This is a genomic window from Actinacidiphila sp. bgisy160, assembly GCF_057707815.1.
The window spans coordinates 20,167-38,995 of record NZ_JBYIQW010000037.1; the positions used below are offsets into that span (position 1 = coordinate 20,167).

At 71.7% G+C, this 18,829-nt stretch carries 16 protein-coding genes; 8 read left to right on the forward strand and 8 right to left on the reverse strand.

The window, feature by feature from the left end; all coding sequences use genetic code 11:
* Positions 1–15 precede the first annotated feature (15 nt).
* From AC3EUJ_RS25470 to AC3EUJ_RS25490, 5 genes are all read right to left on the reverse strand, one after another.
* Positions 16–816 carry an ABC transporter permease gene (locus AC3EUJ_RS25470; RefSeq protein ID WP_431965166.1) on the reverse strand — a complete coding sequence of 267 codons (801 nt, stop codon included), beginning with the start codon at positions 814–816 and terminating at the stop codon, positions 16–18.
* Positions 816–1,751, reverse strand: a complete 936-nt coding sequence (locus AC3EUJ_RS25475; protein ID WP_431965168.1) for an ABC transporter permease — start codon at positions 1,749–1,751, stop codon at positions 816–818. Before AC3EUJ_RS25475 ends, AC3EUJ_RS25470 begins: the two co-directional genes overlap by 1 nt.
* Entirely contained in the window at positions 1,751–2,935 is a 1,185-nt protein-coding gene (locus tag AC3EUJ_RS25480) for an ABC transporter ATP-binding protein (protein ID WP_431965170.1), read from the reverse strand. Before AC3EUJ_RS25480 ends, AC3EUJ_RS25475 begins: the two co-directional genes overlap by 1 nt.
* A gap of 29 nt (positions 2,936–2,964) precedes the next feature.
* On the reverse strand, positions 2,965–4,194 hold the full coding sequence (locus AC3EUJ_RS25485; protein ID WP_431965172.1) for a polyamine ABC transporter substrate-binding protein: 1,230 nt from the start codon (positions 4,192–4,194) through the stop codon (positions 2,965–2,967).
* Between the two features lie 90 nt (positions 4,195–4,284).
* Complete coding sequence (locus AC3EUJ_RS25490) at positions 4,285–5,802, reverse strand: gamma-aminobutyraldehyde dehydrogenase (protein ID WP_431965174.1); 1,518 nt, start codon at positions 5,800–5,802, stop codon at positions 4,285–4,287.
* Positions 5,803–6,084: 282 nt separating this feature from the next.
* Here AC3EUJ_RS25490 and AC3EUJ_RS25495 point away from each other — a divergent pair, with 282 nt between their 5' ends.
* The gene (locus AC3EUJ_RS25495) at positions 6,085–7,734 is read left to right on the forward strand and encodes a PucR family transcriptional regulator (RefSeq protein WP_431965176.1); all 1,650 of its coding nucleotides are present in this window, start codon (positions 6,085–6,087) and stop codon (positions 7,732–7,734) included.
* Between the two features lie 18 nt (positions 7,735–7,752).
* On the opposite strand, the gene AC3EUJ_RS25500 is transcribed toward AC3EUJ_RS25495, so the two are convergent.
* Positions 7,753–9,258, reverse strand: a complete 1,506-nt coding sequence (locus tag AC3EUJ_RS25500; RefSeq protein ID WP_431965178.1) for a DUF4190 domain-containing protein — start codon at positions 9,256–9,258, stop codon at positions 7,753–7,755.
* Positions 9,259–9,372: 114 nt separating this feature from the next.
* On the opposite strand from AC3EUJ_RS25500, the gene AC3EUJ_RS25505 reads away from it, so the two are divergent.
* Positions 9,373–10,407, forward strand: coding sequence for an adenosine deaminase (locus AC3EUJ_RS25505; protein ID WP_431965180.1), 1,035 nt, complete (start codon positions 9,373–9,375; stop codon positions 10,405–10,407).
* Entirely contained in the window at positions 10,395–11,057 is a 663-nt protein-coding gene (locus AC3EUJ_RS25510) for a glycerophosphodiester phosphodiesterase (RefSeq protein WP_431965182.1), read from the forward strand. Before AC3EUJ_RS25505 ends, AC3EUJ_RS25510 begins: the two co-directional genes overlap by 13 nt.
* A gap of 195 nt (positions 11,058–11,252) precedes the next feature.
* On the opposite strand, the gene AC3EUJ_RS25515 is transcribed toward AC3EUJ_RS25510, so the two are convergent.
* Both AC3EUJ_RS25515 and AC3EUJ_RS25520 read right to left on the reverse strand, forming a co-directional pair.
* Complete coding sequence (locus AC3EUJ_RS25515; RefSeq protein ID WP_431965184.1) at positions 11,253–11,753, reverse strand: hypothetical protein; 501 nt, start codon at positions 11,751–11,753, stop codon at positions 11,253–11,255.
* Positions 11,754–11,835: 82 nt separating this feature from the next.
* On the reverse strand, positions 11,836–13,272 hold the full coding sequence (locus tag AC3EUJ_RS25520; RefSeq protein WP_431965186.1) for a gamma-aminobutyraldehyde dehydrogenase: 1,437 nt from the start codon (positions 13,270–13,272) through the stop codon (positions 11,836–11,838).
* 164 nt (positions 13,273–13,436) lie between these two features.
* On the opposite strand from AC3EUJ_RS25520, the gene AC3EUJ_RS25525 reads away from it, so the two are divergent.
* From AC3EUJ_RS25525 to AC3EUJ_RS25545, 5 genes are all read left to right on the forward strand, one after another.
* Positions 13,437–13,940 (forward strand): Lrp/AsnC family transcriptional regulator, encoded by a 504-nt coding sequence (locus tag AC3EUJ_RS25525; RefSeq protein WP_431965188.1) that lies wholly within the window; start codon positions 13,437–13,439, stop codon positions 13,938–13,940.
* Positions 13,941–13,942: 2 nt separating this feature from the next.
* Positions 13,943–15,304, forward strand: coding sequence for an aspartate aminotransferase family protein (locus AC3EUJ_RS25530; protein ID WP_431965190.1), 1,362 nt, complete (start codon positions 13,943–13,945; stop codon positions 15,302–15,304).
* 494 nt (positions 15,305–15,798) lie between these two features.
* Positions 15,799–16,524, forward strand: a complete 726-nt coding sequence (locus AC3EUJ_RS25535) for an ABC transporter ATP-binding protein (RefSeq protein ID WP_431965192.1) — start codon at positions 15,799–15,801, stop codon at positions 16,522–16,524.
* Positions 16,506–17,660, forward strand: a complete 1,155-nt coding sequence (locus tag AC3EUJ_RS25540; RefSeq protein WP_431965194.1) for a hypothetical protein — start codon at positions 16,506–16,508, stop codon at positions 17,658–17,660. The genes AC3EUJ_RS25535 and AC3EUJ_RS25540 overlap by 19 nt, the downstream gene beginning before the upstream one ends.
* A gap of 55 nt (positions 17,661–17,715) precedes the next feature.
* Positions 17,716–18,825: an LOG family protein gene (locus AC3EUJ_RS25545; RefSeq protein WP_431965258.1), complete on the forward strand. Its 1,110-nt coding sequence runs from the start codon at positions 17,716–17,718 to the stop codon at positions 18,823–18,825.
* Positions 18,826–18,829: the final 4 nt, after the last annotated feature.

An 18,829-nucleotide genomic window follows, 5' to 3' on the forward strand; every position in this document is an offset into this window, starting at 1 on the left:
GATGCGGTCGGCGGATCAACTATGGGCTTTCCTGCGGCGGCTGAGCAGCTGTCCGACGACGACGCAGAGCACCGCCACGACGAACATCAGCGTGCCGATGACGTTCACCTGGACGGGCAGGCCCTTCTGGGCCGCGCCCCAGACGAACATCGGGAAGGTCACGGTGGCCGGGCCGGCGTTGAACTGCGTGATGATGAAGTCGTCGATGGAGATCGCGAAGCTCAGCAGCGCTCCTGCCGCGATGCCGGGCGCGGCGATCGGGAAGGTGATCCGCCAGAACGTCGACCACGGGGTGGCGTACAGGTCCTGGGCGGCCTGCTCCAGTCGCGGGTCCATGCTCATCACGCGCGCCTTGACCGCCGTCACCACGAAGCTGAGGCAGAACATGATGTGCGCGATGAGGATGGTCCAGAAGCCGAACTGAATGCGCATGTTGAGGAACAGGGTGCCGAGCGAGGCGCCCATGACGATCTCGGGCATCGCCATCGGCAGCCAGATCAGGCCGGTCACCGGGCCGCGGCCGCGGAAGCGGTAGCGGCCGAGCGCGAAGGCGACCATGGTGCCGAGGACGGTGGCGCCGAGGGTGGCCAGGACGGCGATCTGCAGGGACAACGAGACCGAGTCGCACATGTCGCCGACGCCGCAGGGGTTCTTCCAGGCGTCGAGCGAGAAGTGGTTCCAGGAGTAGTTGAAGCGGCCCTTGGGCTGGTTGAAGGAGAAGACCAGGACGATCACGTTGGGGATCGTCATGTAGGCGAGTGCGGCCACGCCGGCGAAGACGACGAGGTGCCGTCGCACCCAGTTGAGCACGGGCATCAGACCAGCTCCTCCGTCCCCGCCTTGCGGATGTAGACGGACACGATCACCAGGATCGCGGCCATGAGCATGAAGGACAGTGCGGCGGCGGTCGGGTAGTCGAGCACCGTCAGGAACTTGGACTGGATGACGTTGCCGATCATCTGCTCGCTGGGGCTGCCCAGCAGCTCGGCGTTGATGTAGTCGCCGGAGGCGGGGATGAAGGTGAGCAGCGTGCCGGCCACGACACCGGGCAGCGAGATCGGGAAGGTCACCTTGCGGAAGGTGGTGAAGGGCCGGGCGTACAGGTCGCCCGCCGCCTCGTGCAGCCGCGGGTCGATGCGCTCCAGCGAGCTGTAGAGCGGCAGGATCATGAAGGGCAGGAAGTTGTACGTCAGGCCGCACACCACCGCCAGCGGGGTGGCCAGCACGCGGTCGTCGGTGGTGATGCCGAGGGACGCGGTGACGTTCAGGATGTGCAGTTTGTCGAGCGCGGTGACGACGTAGCCGTCGTCCGCGAGGATCGTCTTCCAGGCCAGGGTGCGGATCAGGAAGCTGGTGAAGAACGGCGCGATGACCATCACCAGCAGCACGTTCCGCCAGCGGCCCGCCTTGAAGGCGATGGTGTACGCCAGCGGGTAGCCGATCGCCAGGCACAGCGCGGTGGCGATGCCGGCATAGATCAGCGATCGCAGGTAGAAGACGTCGTACTCGGTGAACGCGTCCCAGTACGTCGCGAAGTGCCAGGTGACGCGGTAGCCGGTCTCCAGGGAGCCGGTCTGCACGGAGGTCGAGGCCTGGTAGACCATCGGGGCCGCGAAGAAGACCAGCAGCCACAGGATGCCGGGCAGCAGCAGCCAGTACGGAACGAGTCTGCGGCGCCGGGCGGCGGCGCCGGGCGGGACCGGCGGGGTCTCCGCCGGCGCCCCCGCGGGGGCGGTGGAGAGGGCGGCCATCACGCGTTGACCTCCCCGGCCTCGATGTCCTGCGCGGCGTCGAGACCGAAGGTGTGCGCGGGGCTCCAGTGCAGCACCACCTCGGCACCGGGGGCGAGGCGGCTGTCGCGCTCCACGTTCTGCGCGAAGACGGCCAGCTCCGGGCACCAGGGGCTGTTGACGACGTACTGCGTGGAGACGCCGATGAAGCTGGCGTCGACGATCCGTCCGGTGATCGTGTTGCGGCCCTCGGGGACATCGGCCGCGTCGTCGGCGTGGCCGATGGAGATCTTCTCCGGGCGCACCCCGGCGAGGAGCTTGTCGCCCGCCTGTACGGAGGGGACGCACCGCGCGGTGGGCATCGCCAGGCGGCCGTCGCCGACGCTGAGCAGCAGGTCGTCGCCGCTGGTGCCGGCGACCTCGGCCTCGATGAGGTTGGACTGGCCGAGGAAGTTGGCCACGAAGGTGGTGCGCGGGTTCTCGTACAGGTCGGTGGGGGCGCCGAGTTGCTCGATGCGGCCGGCATTCATCACGGCGATGGTGTCGGCCATGGTCATGGCCTCTTCCTGGTCGTGCGTGACGTGCACGAAGGTGATGCCGACCTCCGTCTGGATGCGCTTGAGCTCCAGCTGCATCTGACGGCGCAGCTTCAGGTCCAGGGCGCCCAGCGGCTCGTCGAGGAGCAGCACCTTGGGGTGGTTGATCAGGGCGCGGGCGACGGCGACGCGCTGCTGCTGGCCGCCGGAGAGCTGGTGCGGTTTGCGGCGGGCGAGGTGACCGAGCTCGACGAGGTCGAGCATCTCCTCGACCTGGCCCTTTACGGACTTGACGCCACGGCGGCGCAGGCCGAAGGCGACGTTCTCGTAGATGTCGAGGTGCGGGAAGAGCGCGTAGTTCTGGAAGACCGTGTTGACCGGGCGCTTGTACGGCGGCAGGCCGGTGACGTCCTGGTCGCCGATGCGGACGGTGCCGCTGCTGGGGTCCTCCAGGCCCGCGATCATGCGCAGGGTGGTGGTCTTTCCACAGCCGGAGGCGCCCAGGAGCGCGAAGAAGGAGCCCTCGGGGATGGTGAGGTCGAGCGGGTGGACGGCGGTGAAGTCGCCGTAGTCCTTGCCGATGCCGGAGAGGGTCACGGCGCCGCCCGCGGAGGCGGGGTTGTTGCTGCCGGCCGGCTCGTCGGTGAGCGGTGCGGTCTGCTGGGTCATGTCGTCAGATCCCTAACTGCGGTGGCCGGTCAGGCGCCGATGAGCTTGGCGAACTTGTCCTCGAAGGCGGTCTCCTCCTTGGAGGAGAGCGACCGGAAGGGGTGGGCCTTCGCCTTCATCTCCGCGTTGGGAATGATCAGCGGGTTGTTGGCCACATCCTTGTCGATCTTGAGGAGCTCCTCGTACACGCCTGAGCAGGGCGTGATGTAGTTGACCCATGCCGCGAGTTCGGCGGCGATCGCGGGCTGGTAGTACCAGTCGATGAGCCGCTCGGCGTTCTTGCGGTGCTTCGAGCCCGCCGGGACCAGCATGTTGTCGGTGGAGTAGATGTAGCCGGCGGGCGGGATCACGAACTTGATCTCGGGGTTGTCGGCCTGGAGCTGGACGAGGTCGCCGGCCCAGGCGACGCAGGCGGCGATGTTCCCCGAGGCGAGGCCGTCGGTGTACTCGTTGCCGGTGAACTGGCGGATCTGCTTGCTGTCCACGGCCTTCTGGACGCGGGCCACGGCGGCGTCGAAGTCGTCCGAGGTGAAGGACTCCGGCTGCTTGCCCATGTCGAGCAGGGTCATGCCTATGGTGTCGCGCATCTCGCTGAGCATCGCGACGCGGCCCTTGAGGTCGGGGTCGTCCAGCAGCTGGGAGACGCTGCCGACCTTCTTCCCCTTGGTCGCCTTCTCGTTGTAGGCGATGACGGTGGCGATGCCCTGCCACGGGTAGGAGTGGGCGCGCCCGGGGTCCCAGTCGGGGTTGCGGAAACGTTGCTCCAGGTTGGTGAAGGCGTGCGGCAGATACGTGGGGTCCAGCGGCTGGGCCCAGCCCAGGCGGATCATCCGGGCGGCCATCCAGTCGGTGAGGACGACCAGGTCACGGCCGGTGGACTGGCCGGCTGCCAGCTGCGGTTTGATCTTGGCGAAGAACTCGACATTGTCGGTGATGTCGTCGCTGTACTTGACCTTGATCCCGGTCTTCTTCTCGAAGGCCTCCAGGGTCGGCATGTGCTTCTCGTCGTCGCTCATGTCGATGTAGAGCTGCCAGTTCGAGAAGACCAGCGACTTGTCCTTGTCGGACAGGTCGTCGCTCCTGACACCGCCCTGGTTGTGGGTGGCGGCTGGGATGCCGCAGGCGGACAGCGCGCCGGCGCCCGCGACGCCGAGGCCCGCGCCGAGCACCCGGCGCCGGCTGAGGGACGCCCTCCCGTTGGTCAGGCTGCGCTCCCACGCTTTGCGTACGGGCTCGGACAGGCCCTCGAACATCTCCATTGCGGTGCGGCCTCCAGGGGCGGTGGTGCGTGGGACGGACGGACTGTCGGGCCGGTGGGGACGGTCCCGGAGGGGTGGGCGGCCAAGGGGTCAGCGGTCGCCGAAGACGGTGCGGTGCCAGTCCTTCCTGGCGACCGCGGTGTTGTCGTACATCACGTGCTTGACCTGCGTGTACTCCTCCAGGGAGTACGCCGACATGTCCTTGCCGTACCCGGAGGCCTTGAAGCCGCCGTGCGGCATCTCGCTGATGATCGGGATGTGGTCGTTCACCCAGACGCATCCAGCCTTGATCTCCCGGGTGGCACGGCCCGCGCGGAAGACGTCACGCGTCCACGCGGACGCGGCAAGACCGTACGGCGTGTCGTTGGCCAGGGCCAGACCTTCATCATCGCTGTCGAACGGCAGCACGACCAGTACCGGCCCGAAGATCTCGGACTGGACGATCTCACTGCCCTGCGCGGCGCCGGTGACCAGCGTGGGCCGGTAGTAGGCGCCCGGCGAGGCGGGGGCCTGTCCGCCGGTGACGACCGTGGCGTAGGAGCGGGCGCGCTCCACGAAACCGGCGACGCGGTCGCGCTGGGCGTGGGAGACGAGCGGGCCGAGGTCGGTCTTGGCGTCGAAGGGGTCGCCCACGTGGATGCCGGAGAAGAGGTCGGCGACACCGGCGACGAAGGCGTCGTAGAGGGGGCGCTGCACATAGGCGCGGGTGGCGGCGGTGCAGTCCTGCCCCGTGTTGATCAGGGCTCCGGCGACCGCACCGTGGACGGCCGCCTCCAGGTCCGCGTCGTCGAAGACGACGAAGGGCGCCTTGCCGCCGAGTTCCAGATGGAGCCGCTTGACGGTGGCGGTGGCGATCTCCGCGACGCGCTTGCCGACCGCGGTGGAGCCGGTGAAGGAGGTCATGGCGACGTCCGGGTGCCCCACCAGGTGCTCGCCCGCCTCCTTCCCCGAACCGGTGACGATGTTGACCACGCCCGCCGGGATACCCGCCTCGGTCGCCGCCTGCGCGAACATCAGCGAGGTCAGCGGGGTCAGCTCGGCCGGCTTGAGCACGAGGGTGTTGCCCGCGGCGATCGCCGGTAGGACCTTCCAGGCGGCCATCTGCAACGGGTAGTTCCACGGTGCGATGGAACCCACGACGCCGACGGGCTCGCGCCGCACGTAGGAGGTGTGGTCGCCGGAGTACTCCCCCGCCGCCCTGCCCTCCAGATGGCGGGCGGCGCCCGCGAAGAAGGCGGTGTTGTCGACCGTGCCCGGGACGTCGAACTCCGTGGTCAGCCGGAGCGGCTTGCCGCACTGCAACGACTCGGCGTAGGCGAACTCGGCGGCCCGCCCGGCGAGGACGGCGGCGAAGCGGTGCATGGCGTCGGAGCGCTCGCCGGGGGTGGCGCCGGCCCAGCCGGGCAGCGCCCGCGCGGCCGCGGCGACGGCGGCGTCCACGTCGGCGGTGCCGGCCAGTTCACAGGAGTACACGGTCTCGCCGGTGGCCGGGTCGACCACGGGGTGCGGCCGGCCGGAGGTGCCGCTGCGCAGGGTTCCGCCGATGAACTGGGCCCCCTCGGCGAAACGCTCCCGCACATCGAACTCGCCGTTCGCGCTGAGGTCCATCGTCTTCTCCTCGCACTCCGCTCGGCGGCGTGGCCAAAGCTGGGATTGGTGGACGATCCTGACAGAGTAGGCTCGCCCCAACAAGTGATTCCGTTGTTGCCTTTTGGTTACGCGACGAATTCTGTGTTCACCTGACAGCCCACCGCAGATCGTCACGGTGGACGATGCCGGGCGCCGGGCGCGCCGGGCAACCGACACATCGCATGTTGTGCGGCCGGGACCTTTACACCCTGGAGCTACGGTGGCACGACGTCGCACCCTGTTCCGCCCCGGAGGTCACCCGTGTTCCCCACCGTCGCCGAGGTCCTGGCACTGGACGTGCTCAGGCGGGGTTCGCCGCAGGTGGTCGCGGGCTCCGGCGGTCTGCAGCGCCCGGTGCGCTGGGTGCACATCAGCGAGCTGGCCGACATCGCGGGCATGCTCCACGGGGGCGAACTGGTCCTCACCACAGGCGTGATGCTGCCCGACGACAAGGAGTCGCTGGCGCGCTACATCGACGGCCTCGCCGACGTCGGAGCCGCCGGCCTCGTCGTCGAACTGGGCCGTCGCTACGCGGACGTCCTGCCCCGCCCCCTGGTCCGGGCCGCGGAACGGCGCGGACTGCCGCTGGTGGCCCTCCGTACCGAGGTGCGCTTCGTCGCCGTGACCGAGGCCGTGCACGCCCGCGTCGTCGACGGCCAGCTGACGCGACTGCGGGCGTCGGAGGCGGTGCATCAGATCTTCAACGAGCTGTCCGTCGAGGGCGCCGAGCCCGAGGAGGTCGTCCGCGAGGTGGCCCGGATGGCGGGCGCGCCCGTCGTACTGGAGAACCTCTCCCACCAGGTGCTCGCCTTCGACCCGGCGGGCCAGGACCCGGAGGCCCTGCTCGACGGCTGGGAACGGCGCAGCCGCGGCGTCCACCCGGCCGGCCGCACCGGCCACGACCCGCGCACCGGCTGGCTGGTCACCGCCGTGGGGGCGCGCGGCCGGGACTGGGGCAGGCTGGTGATCGTCGACGAGCCCGCGCCCGGCACGGGGCCGGAGCCGGGCGAACGCCCGCACCGCCACAGTGTGCTGCTGGAGCGGGGGGCGGCCACCCTCGCGCTCAACCGGCTGCTGGAGCGCGACCGGGAGTCCCTGGAACGGCAGACCCACAGGACCCTGCTCTCCGGCATCCTCACCCACGCCCTGACCGTCTCCGACGTGGCGTTGCGCGCCCGTGCGCTGGGCGTGCCGCTGGAGGGCCGGCGGCTGGTCGGCGTGATGCTGCGGCTGCGCGGGGGACCGGCCTCGGCAGCCCTGGAGGCGCAGGCCCGGCTGCGGGACTTCACCGAGACCGCGGGCCAGGCCGTGCGCGAGCGCGGCCTGACCGCGCTCACCGGCACCCTCGACGACGGCGGCGTCGGCGTGCTGGTCTCCCTCGGCCCGTCCGACCACGAGCACACCGCGCTGGAGGAATTCGCCGCCGCGCTCACCCGGCTGACCGAGCCCGCCCCCGACGGCGGTCCCGCCTTCGTCATGGCGGCCGGCTCCTCGGTCGGCTCGCTGCGCGACGCCCGCCGCACCCTGCTGGAGGCCGCGCAGGTCGCGGACGCCGCGATGCACGGGGGCCGCAAGGCGGGCACTTTCTACCGGCTGCCGGACGTCCGGCTGCGCGGCCTGCTGCACCTGCTGCGCGACGACGCACGGCTGCAGACGTACGTCGAGCGCGAGCTCGGCCCGCTGCTCGCGTTCGACGCCGAGCACGGCACGGACCTCGTCCGGATCCTCACCGTCTACCTGGACGCCGGCCGCAACAAGTCGGCCGCGGCCGACGCCGCGCACCTGTCGCGGCCCTCCTTCTACGACCGCCTGCACCGCGTCGAGCGCGTCCTCGGCATCGACCTGGACCAGGTCGAGTCCTGCCTCTCGCTGCACGTGGCCCTGCTGGCGCTGGACGCCGTGCGGCGCTGAGGCCCCGCGGCGCACCCGTTACGGGATGTCCAGGTGCCAGTAGGTGTAGTCGTAGTCGAAACCGGGCGCGACCTCGACCTGGAAGCTGCCGTCCTCGTCGTCCTTCGGCACGACGACGGTGATCTGCCTGGTCGCGCTCTCCCCCGGCGCCAGTTCGTCGGGCAGGCCGACACCGGTGGTCAGGTCGCGCAGGCTCTCCTCCTCGTAGTCCTCCCCGTAGGCCGAGACCTCACTCTCGCCCAGGTCGGCGGTCTCGTCGCCGGTGTTCTCCAACTCGATGGAGAAGGTGACGGGGGTGCCCTCCCCGACCAGGCCCGTCGGGAGGTCGGTCGCCGGGTGGACGTCCGAGATCGTGACGTGGACCCCGTCGTCGTAGAGCGCGGTGCCGTCGACGTCCAGCGGGTCCCCCCAGTCGCCGTTCCGCGAGGTGATGAGGTCGTCGCCCCGTCCGTCGAACCAGCCGTCGTCGATCCCGCCGATCAGCAGGGCGATCATGGCGCCCGACAGGAGGACGGAGATGATCCCGAGGATCAGACCGGTCATCGCCTGCGGCCGGTTGGTCGCCTCGCCCCGCCGGGCGATCCGCAGACCGACGATGCCGCAGGCGAGGGCCGCGATGCCGAGCGGGAGGCCGAGGAAGGACCCGAAGCAGGAGATGGCCAGGACGGCGCCCACGATGCCCAGGATCATCGCCGTCAGGCCGATGCCGTTGCGGGCGACGGGTGGTGCCCATCCGCCGTACGGGCCCATCGCGTAGCCGGGGTGGGCGGGGTATCCGGGTTGCGGCGGGTATCCGGGGTAGCCGGGGTACGCCGGGTACGTGGGGTAACCGGGCGGCCCGGGGGGTCCGGGGTGACCGGGGAAGGTGGCGTGGGGCGGCTGCGGGGGCACGGCCGCCGCCTCGTCCGGGGCGGGCGGCGCCCATGGATCGCGCGGCTGATCCTCCGGCCCGGGCGCGGGCGCGTCCTCGGGCACCGGGCGTTTGGTCAGCGTCACGTTCTCCTGCGGCGCCTGCGGGACGGGCGGCGCCCAGGGGTTGTACCCGGCCGGCACACCCGGCTGCCCGTACCCGGGAGCGACCGGCACCGGCGGCGCCCACGGATCCCGCGGCCCGGGCACCCCGGCGGGGGGCGCGGCGGCGGCCCCGGAAACGGGCCCGAAGCCGGCGACCGGCGCCTGGGCAGGCGCGGCATCCGCGGCCGGCGCGTCAGCAGGAGGCACGGCATCCGCGGGCGCCGCGTCTCCCGGCACCTTCGTGCCCCCGTCGTCCGCAGCCACTGCGGCGTCCCCGGCAAACGAGGCGCCGGGCTCGGTGTCCGCGACCGGTCCGTCGGCGGACGGCGCATCCTGGGCAGCCGGGGCATCGGCCGCGGCGTCCGCCGGCGCCACGGGCGCCGGGGTGGGCAGCTCGAAGCCGGGTGCGGGCCGTGCGTCCGCCGGGGCCGCCGAGGACGAGGGGGCCGCCGCTGCGGGGGTGTCGCTCGCGGCGTCGCGCGGCGTCGGGTTCTCGGGGTCGTGGGACATCGCTGCCTTCCTGGTGGCTACGTCGGGCAATGCTATGGCCTGCGAAGACACCGGGAGGCGGCAATTTCGCGTTTACGATGTCGGTTGCCGACCACCCCGCAGGAGGATCACCCCATGTCCGACACCGCGTCAGCCCTCGACGCCTTCATCGCGGGGCTCCCCAAGGCAGAGCTCCACGTGCACCACGTCGGCTCGGCCTCACCCCGCATCGTGGCGGAGCTGGCCGCGCGGCACCCGGATTCCAAGGTGCCCACCGACCCCGCCGCCCTCGCCGAGTACTTCAGCTTCCGGGACTTCGCCCACTTCATCGAGGTCTACCTCTCCGTCGTCGACCTGATCCGCGACGCGGAGGACGTGCGCCTGCTGACGTACGAGGTCGCCCGCGACATGGTGCGGCAGAACATCCGCTACGCCGAGCTGACCGTGACCCCGTACAGCTCGGTGCGCCGCGGCATCCCGGACCGGGCCTTCGTGGAGGCGATCGAGGACGCCCGCAAGGCGGCCGAGGCGGAGTTCGGCATCGTGCTGCGCTGGTGCTTCGACATCCCGGGCGAGGCCGGACTGACCTCCGCCGAGGAGACCGCGCGCATCGCCACCCAGCTGCAGCCCGACGGGCTGGTGAGCTTCGGTCTGGGCGGACCCGAGATCGGTGTGCCGCGGCCCCAGTTCAAGCCGTACTTCGAGCGCGCCCGCGCGATCGGCCTGCACAGCGTGCCGCACGCGGGTGAGACCACCGGCCCGCAGACGATCTGGGACGCCATCAACGAGCTGGGCGCCGAGCGCATCGGCCACGGCACCAGCGCCACCCAGGACCCGCGCCTGCTGGACCACCTGGGCGAGCACCGCGTCCCGCTGGAGGTCTGCCCGACCTCCAACATCGCCACCCGCGCCGTCGCCACGCTCGACGAGCACCCCCTCAAGGAGATGGTGGCCGCGGGACTCCTCGTCACCATCAGCAGCGACGACCCGCCGATGTTCGGCACCGACCTCAACACCGAGTACGCGGTGGCCGCGCGGCTGCTGCAGCTCGACGAGGGCGGCCTGGCGCAGCTCGCCAGGAACGCAGTCGAGGCCTCCTTCCTCGACGCACCCGGCAAGGCGAAGCTCACCGCCGAGATCGACTCCTACCTGGCGGGATGGCAGCGCTAGCGATCGCCCACCGCGGCGACCCGTACCGCCACAGCGAGAACACCCTGCCCTCGCTGCGCAGCGCGCTGCGCGCGGGGGCGGACGCGGTGGAGATGGACGTACGGCTGACCCGCGACGGGGTGCCGGTGCTGCTCCACGACCCCACGCTCAAGCGGCTGTGGGGTGTGGAGTCCGCCGTCGCGGACCTCGCGGCGGACCGGCTGCCGCCGGGCGTGCCGGCCCTCCACGAGGCGCTGGCCGCCGTGGACGGCTGCCGGGCCCTGGTCGACCTCACCCTGCCGGAGTCCGCGGGTCCCGTGCTGTCCGCGGTCCGGGACGCGGGCGCCGGGGACCGCACCTACTACTGCGGCGAGGCGGCCGCCGTGCTGGCGGTCCGGGACCGCGACCCGGCCGCCGAGATCGCGCTGACCTGGAAGACCTCAGCGCCCGTGCCCGCGCTGCTGCTGTCGGAACTGCGGCCGCGCTGGATCAACCTGCGGTTCGGGCTGGTGAGCGCGCCCCTGATGGGGTGGGCGCGCGGCGAGGGCCTGCTGGTCGGCGCGTGGACGGTGGATCTGCGCCGGACGATGCGACGGCTGGCGCGGCTCGGCGTGGACGCGGTCACGAGCAACCGCATCGACGTGCTGCGCGCGGAGTTCGGCGGCCGGTGAGCTTCTCCCGCCCGGCCGCGAGCACCGGGCGTTCCTCCGCGGTGATGCCGCGGGCGAAGAACAGCCCCCACCGATCACGGTGAGGCCCGCCAGGGCGCCGGGTGCGCCGAGGCCGTGCGGCGCCGTACGCCGGGTGCATCAGCCGTGCGCGCCAGGGAGACCGGGCGGCGGACGCCCGCGGCAACCGCCGGTCCGTCAGACGCCGGCCGGCACGGCTGACACTGTGTCAAAGCGCTCCAGCCGCTTGATCATCCCACGCAGGATCAGCAGCGGCACGATCCCGAAGACGCCGAAGGCCATGTCGACCGGCATCCACCACAGCGGCAGGCCGCGCAGCGGGATGCAGATCGCGGCGAGCGGGATGATCCCGATGCAGGCGATCATCGCCCACTCCACGACCCACACATTGCGCACAGGATCGCGCCAGACGCCGTAGAAGGCGACGGCGATCACCAGGTGGGCGAAGGCGAGCCAGTCCGTGCCGTAGAGCATGAACGGGTACTTCGCGTCGGTGGCGTCCAGCCCCTCCCGCACCTGGGAGATCCAGTCGCCGACGGCCCCGGGCAGACCCCAGCCGTCCACCCACCGCACCTCGTGCACGAGCGGGAACGCGGTCGCGCCGCTCAGCACCAGGCACACCACGAAGACAACGAGCCAGGCGCGTATGCGCCGTTCAAGAGATCTTCGATCCTTCATGGTCCGGAGCGTACGCGCACATGCCACGGCCCCGGACGCGGGGTCGCACCGGGGCCGTGACGTGGGCTCGCGCCCCGCGGCGTCAGCCGTCCAGGGACGTCATGACGTGCTTGATGCGCGTGTAGTCCTCGAAGCCGTAGGCGGAAAGGTCCTTGCCGTAGCCGGACTTCTTGAAGCCGCCGTGCGGCATCTCGGCGACCAGCGGGATGTGGGTGTTGATCCACACGCAGCCGAAGTCGAGGCGCTTGGACATGCGCATCGCGCGCGCGTGGTCCTTGGTCCACACCGAGGAGGCCAGGGCGTACTCGACGCCGTTCGCCCAATCGACGGCCTGGTCCTCGTCGGAGAAGGACTGGACGGTGATGACCGGGCCGAAGACCTCGTTCTGGATGATCTCGTCGTCCTGCTTGAGGCCGGAGACGACGGTCGGGGCGTAGAAGTAGCCCTGCTCCCCGACCCGGTGGCCGCCGGCCTCGACCTTGGCGTGCGCCGGGAGGCGCTCGATGAAGCCGGTGACCTGGGCGAGCTGGTTGGCGTTGTTCAGCGGGCCGTACAGCACGTCCTCGTCGTCCGGGGCGCCGGTCTTGGTCTCGGCGGCGGTCTTGGCGAGCTGGGCCACGAACTCGTCGTGGATCGACTCGTGGACCAGGACCCGGGTGGCGGCGGTGCAGTCCTGGCCGGCGTTGAAGTAGCCGGCGACGGCGATGTCCTCGACCGCCTTGGCGATGTCGGTGTCCGGGAAGACCACGACCGGTGCCTTGCCGCCGAGTTCGAGGTGGACCCGCTTGACGTCCTTGGCGGCGCTGCCGGCCACCTGGATGCCGGCCCGGACCGAGCCGGTGATGGAGGCCATCGCCGGGGTCGGGTGCTCGACCATCAGCCGACCCGTCTCGCGGTCGCCGCACACGACGTTGAAGACGCCCTTGGGCAGGATCTCGCCGATGATCTCGGCGATCAGCACGGTGGAGGCCGGGGTGGTGTCCGAGGGCTTGAGCACGACCGTGTTGCCCGCGGCGATCGCCGGGGCGAACTTCCACACGGCCATCATCATCGGGTAGTTCCACGGCGCGACCTGGGCGCAGACGCCGACCGGCTCGCGGCGGACGATCGAGGTCATGCCCTCCATGTACTCGCCGGCCGAGCGGCCCTCGAGCAGGCGGGCGGCACCCGCGAAGAAGCGGATCTGGTCGACCATCGGAGGGATCTCCTCGCTGGCGGTCAGACCGATCGGCTTGCCGGTGTTCTCGCTCTCGACGGCCACGAGCTCGTCCGCGCGCGCCTCGAAGGCGTCGGCGATCTTCAGCAGCGCCTTCTGGCGCTCGGAGGGCGTCGTGTCGCGCCAGGCCGGGAAGGCGGCCGCGGCGGCGGCCATGGCCGCGTCGACATCGGCGGCGGCGGAGAGCGGGGCGGTCGCGTAGACCTCGCCGGTGGCGGGGTTCACCACGTCGGTGGTGCGCCCGTCGGCGGCGTCGCGGAATTCTCCGTTGATGTGGTTGCGCAAGGTACGGAGCTCGCTCACTGCACCTCTCCCTGTTCCTGTCCGATGTGTGAGACGGACACCAGCCTACCGGCAGCACTGCCGTATTCGGCATAGCCGAAACTCCGAGACAATGGATTCCGTCAGTTTCGACCCCTCAAACCACGGATTTCATCGATCGGGGGTTGCGTGACGGCTGACCTCTCGTGCAGAGTGGGGGCGTGGCCACTCGTACTCCGGATCACAGGGGCTCCACCGGTGCCTCCGTGATCGATTCCGTCTCCAAGGCGATCATCGAACAGCTCCAGGAGGACGGCAGGCGTCCGTACGCCGCCATCGGCAAGGCCGTGGGCCTGTCCGAGGCGGCCGTACGGCAGCGCGTGCAGAAGCTGCTCGATCAGGGCGTCATGCAGATCGTCGCCGTCACCGACCCGCTCACCGTGGGGTTCCAGAGGCAGGCGATGGTCGGCATCAACGTCGAGGGCGACATCGAACACGTCGCCGACGCGCTCGCGGAGATGACGGAGGTCGAGTACGTCGTCGTGACCGCGGGCTCCTTCGATCTGCTGATCGAGATCGTCTGCGAGGACGACGACCATCTCCTGGAGACGATCAACAAGCGGATCCGCACGCTGCCCGGCGTGCGGTCCACCGAGAGCTTCGTCTACCTCAAGCTCCGGAAGCAGACCTACACCTGGGGAACCAGATAGCCATGAGCGCGGACCTTTCCAAGACCGCGTACGACCACCTGTGGATGCACTTCACCCGCATGTCGTCGTACGAGAACGCCCCTGTGCCGACCATCGTGCGCGGCGAGGGCACGTACATCTACGACGACAAGGGCAAGCGCTACATCGACGGCCTCGCGGGGCTGTTCGTGGTCAACGCCGGCCACGGCCGCGTGGAGCTCGCCGAGACCGCCTACAAGCAGGCCCAGGAGCTCGCCTTCTTCCCGGTGTGGAGCTACGCCCACCCCAAGGCCGTCGAGCTCGCCGACCGCCTGGCCGACTACGCCCCCGGCGACCTCAACAAGGTCTTCTTCACCACCGGCGGCGGCGAGGCCGTCGAGACCGCCTGGAAGCTCGCCAAGCAGTACTTCAAGCTCACCGGCAAGCCGACCAAGTACAAGGTCATCTCGCGCGCCGTCGCCTACCACGGCACCCCCCAGGGCGCCCTGTCCATCACCGGCCTGCCCGGCCTGAAGGCCCCCTTCGAGCCGCTGGTCCCCGGCGCCCACAAGGTGCCCAACACCAACATCTACCGCGCGCCGCTCTTCGGCGACGACCCCGAGGCCTTCGGCCGCTGGGCCGCGGACCAGATCGAGCAGCAGATCCTCTTCGAGGGCCCCGACACCGTCGCGGCCGTCTTCCTGGAGCCGGTGCAGAACGCCGGCGGCTGCTTCCCGCCCCCGCCCGGGTACTTCCAGCGGGTCCGCGAGATCTGCGACCGGTACGACGTGCTGCTCGTCTCCGACGAGGTCATCTGCGCCTTCGGCCGGCTCGGCACGATGTTCGGCTGCGACAAGTTCGGCTACGTCCCGGACATGATCACCTGCGCCAAGGGCATGACCTCGGGCTATTCCCCCATCGGCGCGTGCATCATCTCCGACCGCATCGCCGAGCCCTTCTACAAGGGCGACAACACCTTCCTGCACGGCTACACCTTCGGCGGCCACCCGGTGTCGTCGGCGGTCGCCCTGGCCAACCTCGACATCTTCGAGCGCGAGCAGCTCAACCAGCACGTGCTCGACAACGAGGGCGCCTTCCGCGCCACCCTGGACAAGCTCCACGACCTGCCGATCGTCGGCGACGTCCGCGGGAACGGTTTCTTCTACGGGATCGAACTGGTGAAGGACAAGGTCACCAAGGAGACCTTCACCGACGAGGAGACCGAGCGCGTCCTGTACGGCTTCCTCAGCAAGGCGCTCTTCGAGAACGGCCTCTACTGCCGCGCCGACGACCGCGGCGACCCGGTCGTCCAGCTCGCGCCGCCGCTGATCGCCGACCAGTCGACGTTCGACGAGATCGAGGGCGTCCTGCGTACCGTCCTCACGGAGGCCTGGACCAAGCTCTGACGGTCCCCGTCGACGTACGGCATCCAGCGGTCGGGGCCGCCCTCCGCCGTGAGGGCGGCCCCGACCGTTCGTCGGACCCCGCTCACTTCAGAGCGGCACGCCACCGGCCGCCACGGGCGCGACGCCGGTGGCGCCGGCGAACGCCCACCGCGGGACTGGCCTTGCGCGGGTTCGGGTGGTTCCGGCGCACGTCATATCGGCGCCCGGCCCGACCGGCACGTTGTGTCGCCTTGCCGTCGTGACGGTCGTGCCGGTGACCGCGATGCCGGCGGCGCGGGCAGCAGGCCCGGCGACCGCCAAAGGCACCGCCGCCACGTCCCGTCACAGCCGCACGACAAGCGGGTGAACGGATGACCTTCCCGGCGAACCCCTCTCCCGCTACGCCGCACGGGTGGGCGCGGGCCGGAAACACACCACGGTGACCGCGGGCGGGGGCCGTGGGGCACGTACGGTGCCGCAGTGACCCGGACTCCCCGCGTTCGTTAGAGGCCAACGTGAACCCACCCGACAACGACGTGCTGTGGGCCCGCGGCCTGCGCCACGCGCACGACCGCTCACCCGCTCTGCTCGGCGTGTCCCTCGGCGTACGGGAGGGCGAGATCCTCGGCGTCCTCGGACCGCACGGCGCGGGGAAGACCACCCTGTTGCGCTGCCTGTCCGGCGAACTGCTCCCCGAGCAGGGCGAGGTGTGGTTCAACAGCTCCCCCGTCCACACCCTCGGCGCCACCGCCCGCGAGCGGCTGCGCCGTGAGCGCTTCGGCTGGATCGACAGCAGCCCGCAGCTGCTGCCCGAACTGACCGTCCGTGAGAACGCCGCGCTGCCGCTCCTGCTGTGCGGCGTCCCGTACCGCACGGCCCGCGCCGCCGCGCAGGAGTGGCTGGACCGGCTGGACATCGGCGGCGCGGCCCGCAAGCGTCCCGGCCGGCTGCTGCAGGCCGAGCGGCAGCGGGTGGCGATCGCCCGGGCCCTGGTCAACCGGCCCTCCGTGGTCTTCGCCGACGAACCGACCGCCCCGCTGCACCGCGCGGACCGCGCCCAGGTGCTGCGCATGCTGACCAGCGCCGCCCGCTCGCACGGCATCACCGTGGTGCTCGCCTCCAACGAGCCCGAGGTCGTCTCGCTCGCCGACCGGGTGGTCACCCTCGTCGACGGGCGCTTCGAGGCCGCCATGCCGCAACAGGACCGGGAGGACGCCGACTCGTGCTCAGCCTCCGTGTAGCCCTCGGCTCCCGGCCGGAGGTGCTGCTGCGCCGGCTGCTGGTCGTCGCCGCGGCCGCGGGCACGGGGTTCCTGCTGCTCGCCGTGCTCGGGCACGCCCTTGCCCACCCCGGGGACGCCCCGGACGGGCTGGTCCGGCTGCTCTGGTGCGCCGTGCCGTTCGCCGCCACCGTCCATCTGTCGGTGCTCGTGGCCCGAACGGAACCGAGCGGACGGCTGCACGCGGGCCTGGCCGCGGCCGGACTCGGCCGGCACGGGCTGCCCCTGCTGGCCGCGGCGAGCTCCGCCCTGAACTGCGGCCTGGGCGTCCTGATCGCGCTCCTGGGCTTCCTCTGCCTCCGCGGTGACCTGCCCGGCCCACACCTCAGCGGTGCCGCGGGGGCGCTGGGCGCGGAGCGCGAACTCCCGCTCGCCGGGGCGCTGACCCTGCCGGCCACGCTGCCCCTGGCCGCGGCGGTCTCGGCCGCGATCGTGCTGCGGCCGCGCCGGTCCCGTGGGGGCGAACCCGCCGCCCTCGCGGGCGGCACACCGCCCGGCCTGCCGTGGGGTGCCGCCCTCATCGCGATCGGCCTGGCCGTACAGGTCTCCACGGCCGGGAAGGCCGGTGCCCCGGGACCCGGCGGCACGCTCCCGCTGCCGGGCGGTCTCGGCCAGGTCGCGCCCGCCGTCGTCGGCGGCTGGCTGCTGGCCGCCACGGGCATGGTGCTGGCCATGCCGGGCCTCGTCCATCTGTGCGGACGGCTGCTGGCGGCGTACCGGCCGAGTGCCCTGCGGCTCCTCGCGGGCCGGGCCCTCCAGGAGGAGGCGGCGCTCGTCGGCCGCCCGCTGGGCGCGCTGTGCGCGGTGGCCGCCACCGCCCTCGCCGGCAGCGACCGGTTCGGCGCCGCGGCGCACCCCGTAGGACCGCTCACCGTGCTCGGCGCTGTCCTGGTCGTCCTGTCGGCGGCCGCGACCGCCCTCACCGCGACCGTGGACGCCAAGCGCGCCCGCCGTCCGGCCACCGCCGCCCTCAGCCGGCTCGGCGCGCCCGCCGCCCTGCTGCGCAACGCGGCCGCCGTGCGGGCCCTCGTGGTCCTCGGCGCGGTGCTGCCGCTGACCCTGCTCATCGCCCACCTGGGCACAGTGCCGCTGCCGTAGCGCCGTGCGCGGGGTGCGGAACCCCGCGGCGGCGGCTCCCGCCGCGGGCGCTAGGGTGGCGGGCGTGCTGTCGCCGAACGATCACGAGATAGAGACCCTCGAGGAGTTCGACCGCATCGCCGCGTCGGGCTCGCTGCGCGGACACCGCGTCCAGTCGGTCGACCTGACGTCCCGTACGCCCGCCCTGTTGTCCGCCGACACGACCGAGGCCGTGTTCCTGGGCTGCCCCATGGAGCCGGAGGCGGCCGCCCACGTCCGCGCCGGCGGCGCCATGGTCTTCCCCCCGGTCCCGGACCTGCCCTTCGACCCTTACCGGGGTTCGCTCTACGGCCCGGACGCCCTGTTCGAGGGCCTCGGCGAGGGTTACGAGGCGACGCCGGACGCCCGCGCCTACCAGTGGTTCCTGCGTACCCGGGGCAGCGGCGACATCTACGCGTCGATGCTCCGCAGCATCCACGACGACGCGGTCTCCGACGCCTTCGACGAACTCGTCGCGGACTCCCGCGTCGTGGGCGTCATGGGCGGTCACGCCATGGAGCGCGGCACCGACGCGTACGCGGGCGCCGCCCGCCTCGGCCGGGCGCTGGCCCGCGAGGGTCTGACCGTGGCCACGGGCGGCGGACCCGGCGCCATGGAGGCGGCCAACCTCGGCGCCTACGCCGCGCCCTTCGACGACACGATGCTCGTCCAGGCCCTGGAGGCGGTGGCCAAGGTCCCCTCCTTCCGCCCGTCGGTCACGGACTGGGCGCGCGTCGCCTTCGACGTGCGCGACCGCTGGCCCGGCGGCGGTGCCTCCATCGGCGTGCCGACGTGGTTCTACGGCCACGAGCCGCCGAACGCCTTCGCCGCGCACATCGCCAAGTACTTCGCCAACGCCACCCGCGAGGACGGCCTGCTCGCCCGCTGCACCGCCGGGGTCGTCTTCCTGCCGGGGGCCGCGGGCACCGTCCAGGAGATCTTCGACAACAGCACGCCGAACTACTACGAGTCCAACGGCACTCCCCGCCCCATGGTGCTGGTCGACCGCGACCACTGGACCCGGCGCCTCCCGGCGTGGCCCCTGCTCCAGGCGCTCGCCGAAGACCGCCCCATGGAGCCTCGCATCGCGCTCGTCGACTCCGTCGAGGACGCCCCGCAGGCCCTGGCACGCCTGACGCGGGGTTGACGCG

Coding starts and splice junctions, on each gene's coding strand:
- AC3EUJ_RS25470 (WP_431965166.1), bottom strand. CDS start 816: ATGCCCGTGCTCAACTGGGTGCGACGGCACCTCGTCGTCTTCGCCGGC.
- AC3EUJ_RS25475 (WP_431965168.1), bottom strand. CDS start 1,751: ATGGCCGCCCTCTCCACCGCCCCCGCGGGGGCGCCGGCGGAGACCCCG.
- AC3EUJ_RS25480 (WP_431965170.1), bottom strand. CDS start 2,935: ATGACCCAGCAGACCGCACCGCTCACCGACGAGCCGGCCGGCAGCAAC.
- AC3EUJ_RS25485 (WP_431965172.1), bottom strand. CDS start 4,194: ATGGAGATGTTCGAGGGCCTGTCCGAGCCCGTACGCAAAGCGTGGGAG.
- AC3EUJ_RS25490 (WP_431965174.1), bottom strand. CDS start 5,802: ATGGACCTCAGCGCGAACGGCGAGTTCGATGTGCGGGAGCGTTTCGCC.
- AC3EUJ_RS25500 (WP_431965178.1), bottom strand. CDS start 9,258: ATGTCCCACGACCCCGAGAACCCGACGCCGCGCGACGCCGCGAGCGAC.
- AC3EUJ_RS25505 (WP_431965180.1), top strand. CDS start 9,373: ATGTCCGACACCGCGTCAGCCCTCGACGCCTTCATCGCGGGGCTCCCC.
- AC3EUJ_RS25510 (WP_431965182.1), top strand. CDS start 10,395: ATGGCAGCGCTAGCGATCGCCCACCGCGGCGACCCGTACCGCCACAGC.
- AC3EUJ_RS25515 (WP_431965184.1), bottom strand. CDS start 11,753: ATGAAGGATCGAAGATCTCTTGAACGGCGCATACGCGCCTGGCTCGTT.
- AC3EUJ_RS25530 (WP_431965190.1), top strand. CDS start 13,943: ATGAGCGCGGACCTTTCCAAGACCGCGTACGACCACCTGTGGATGCAC.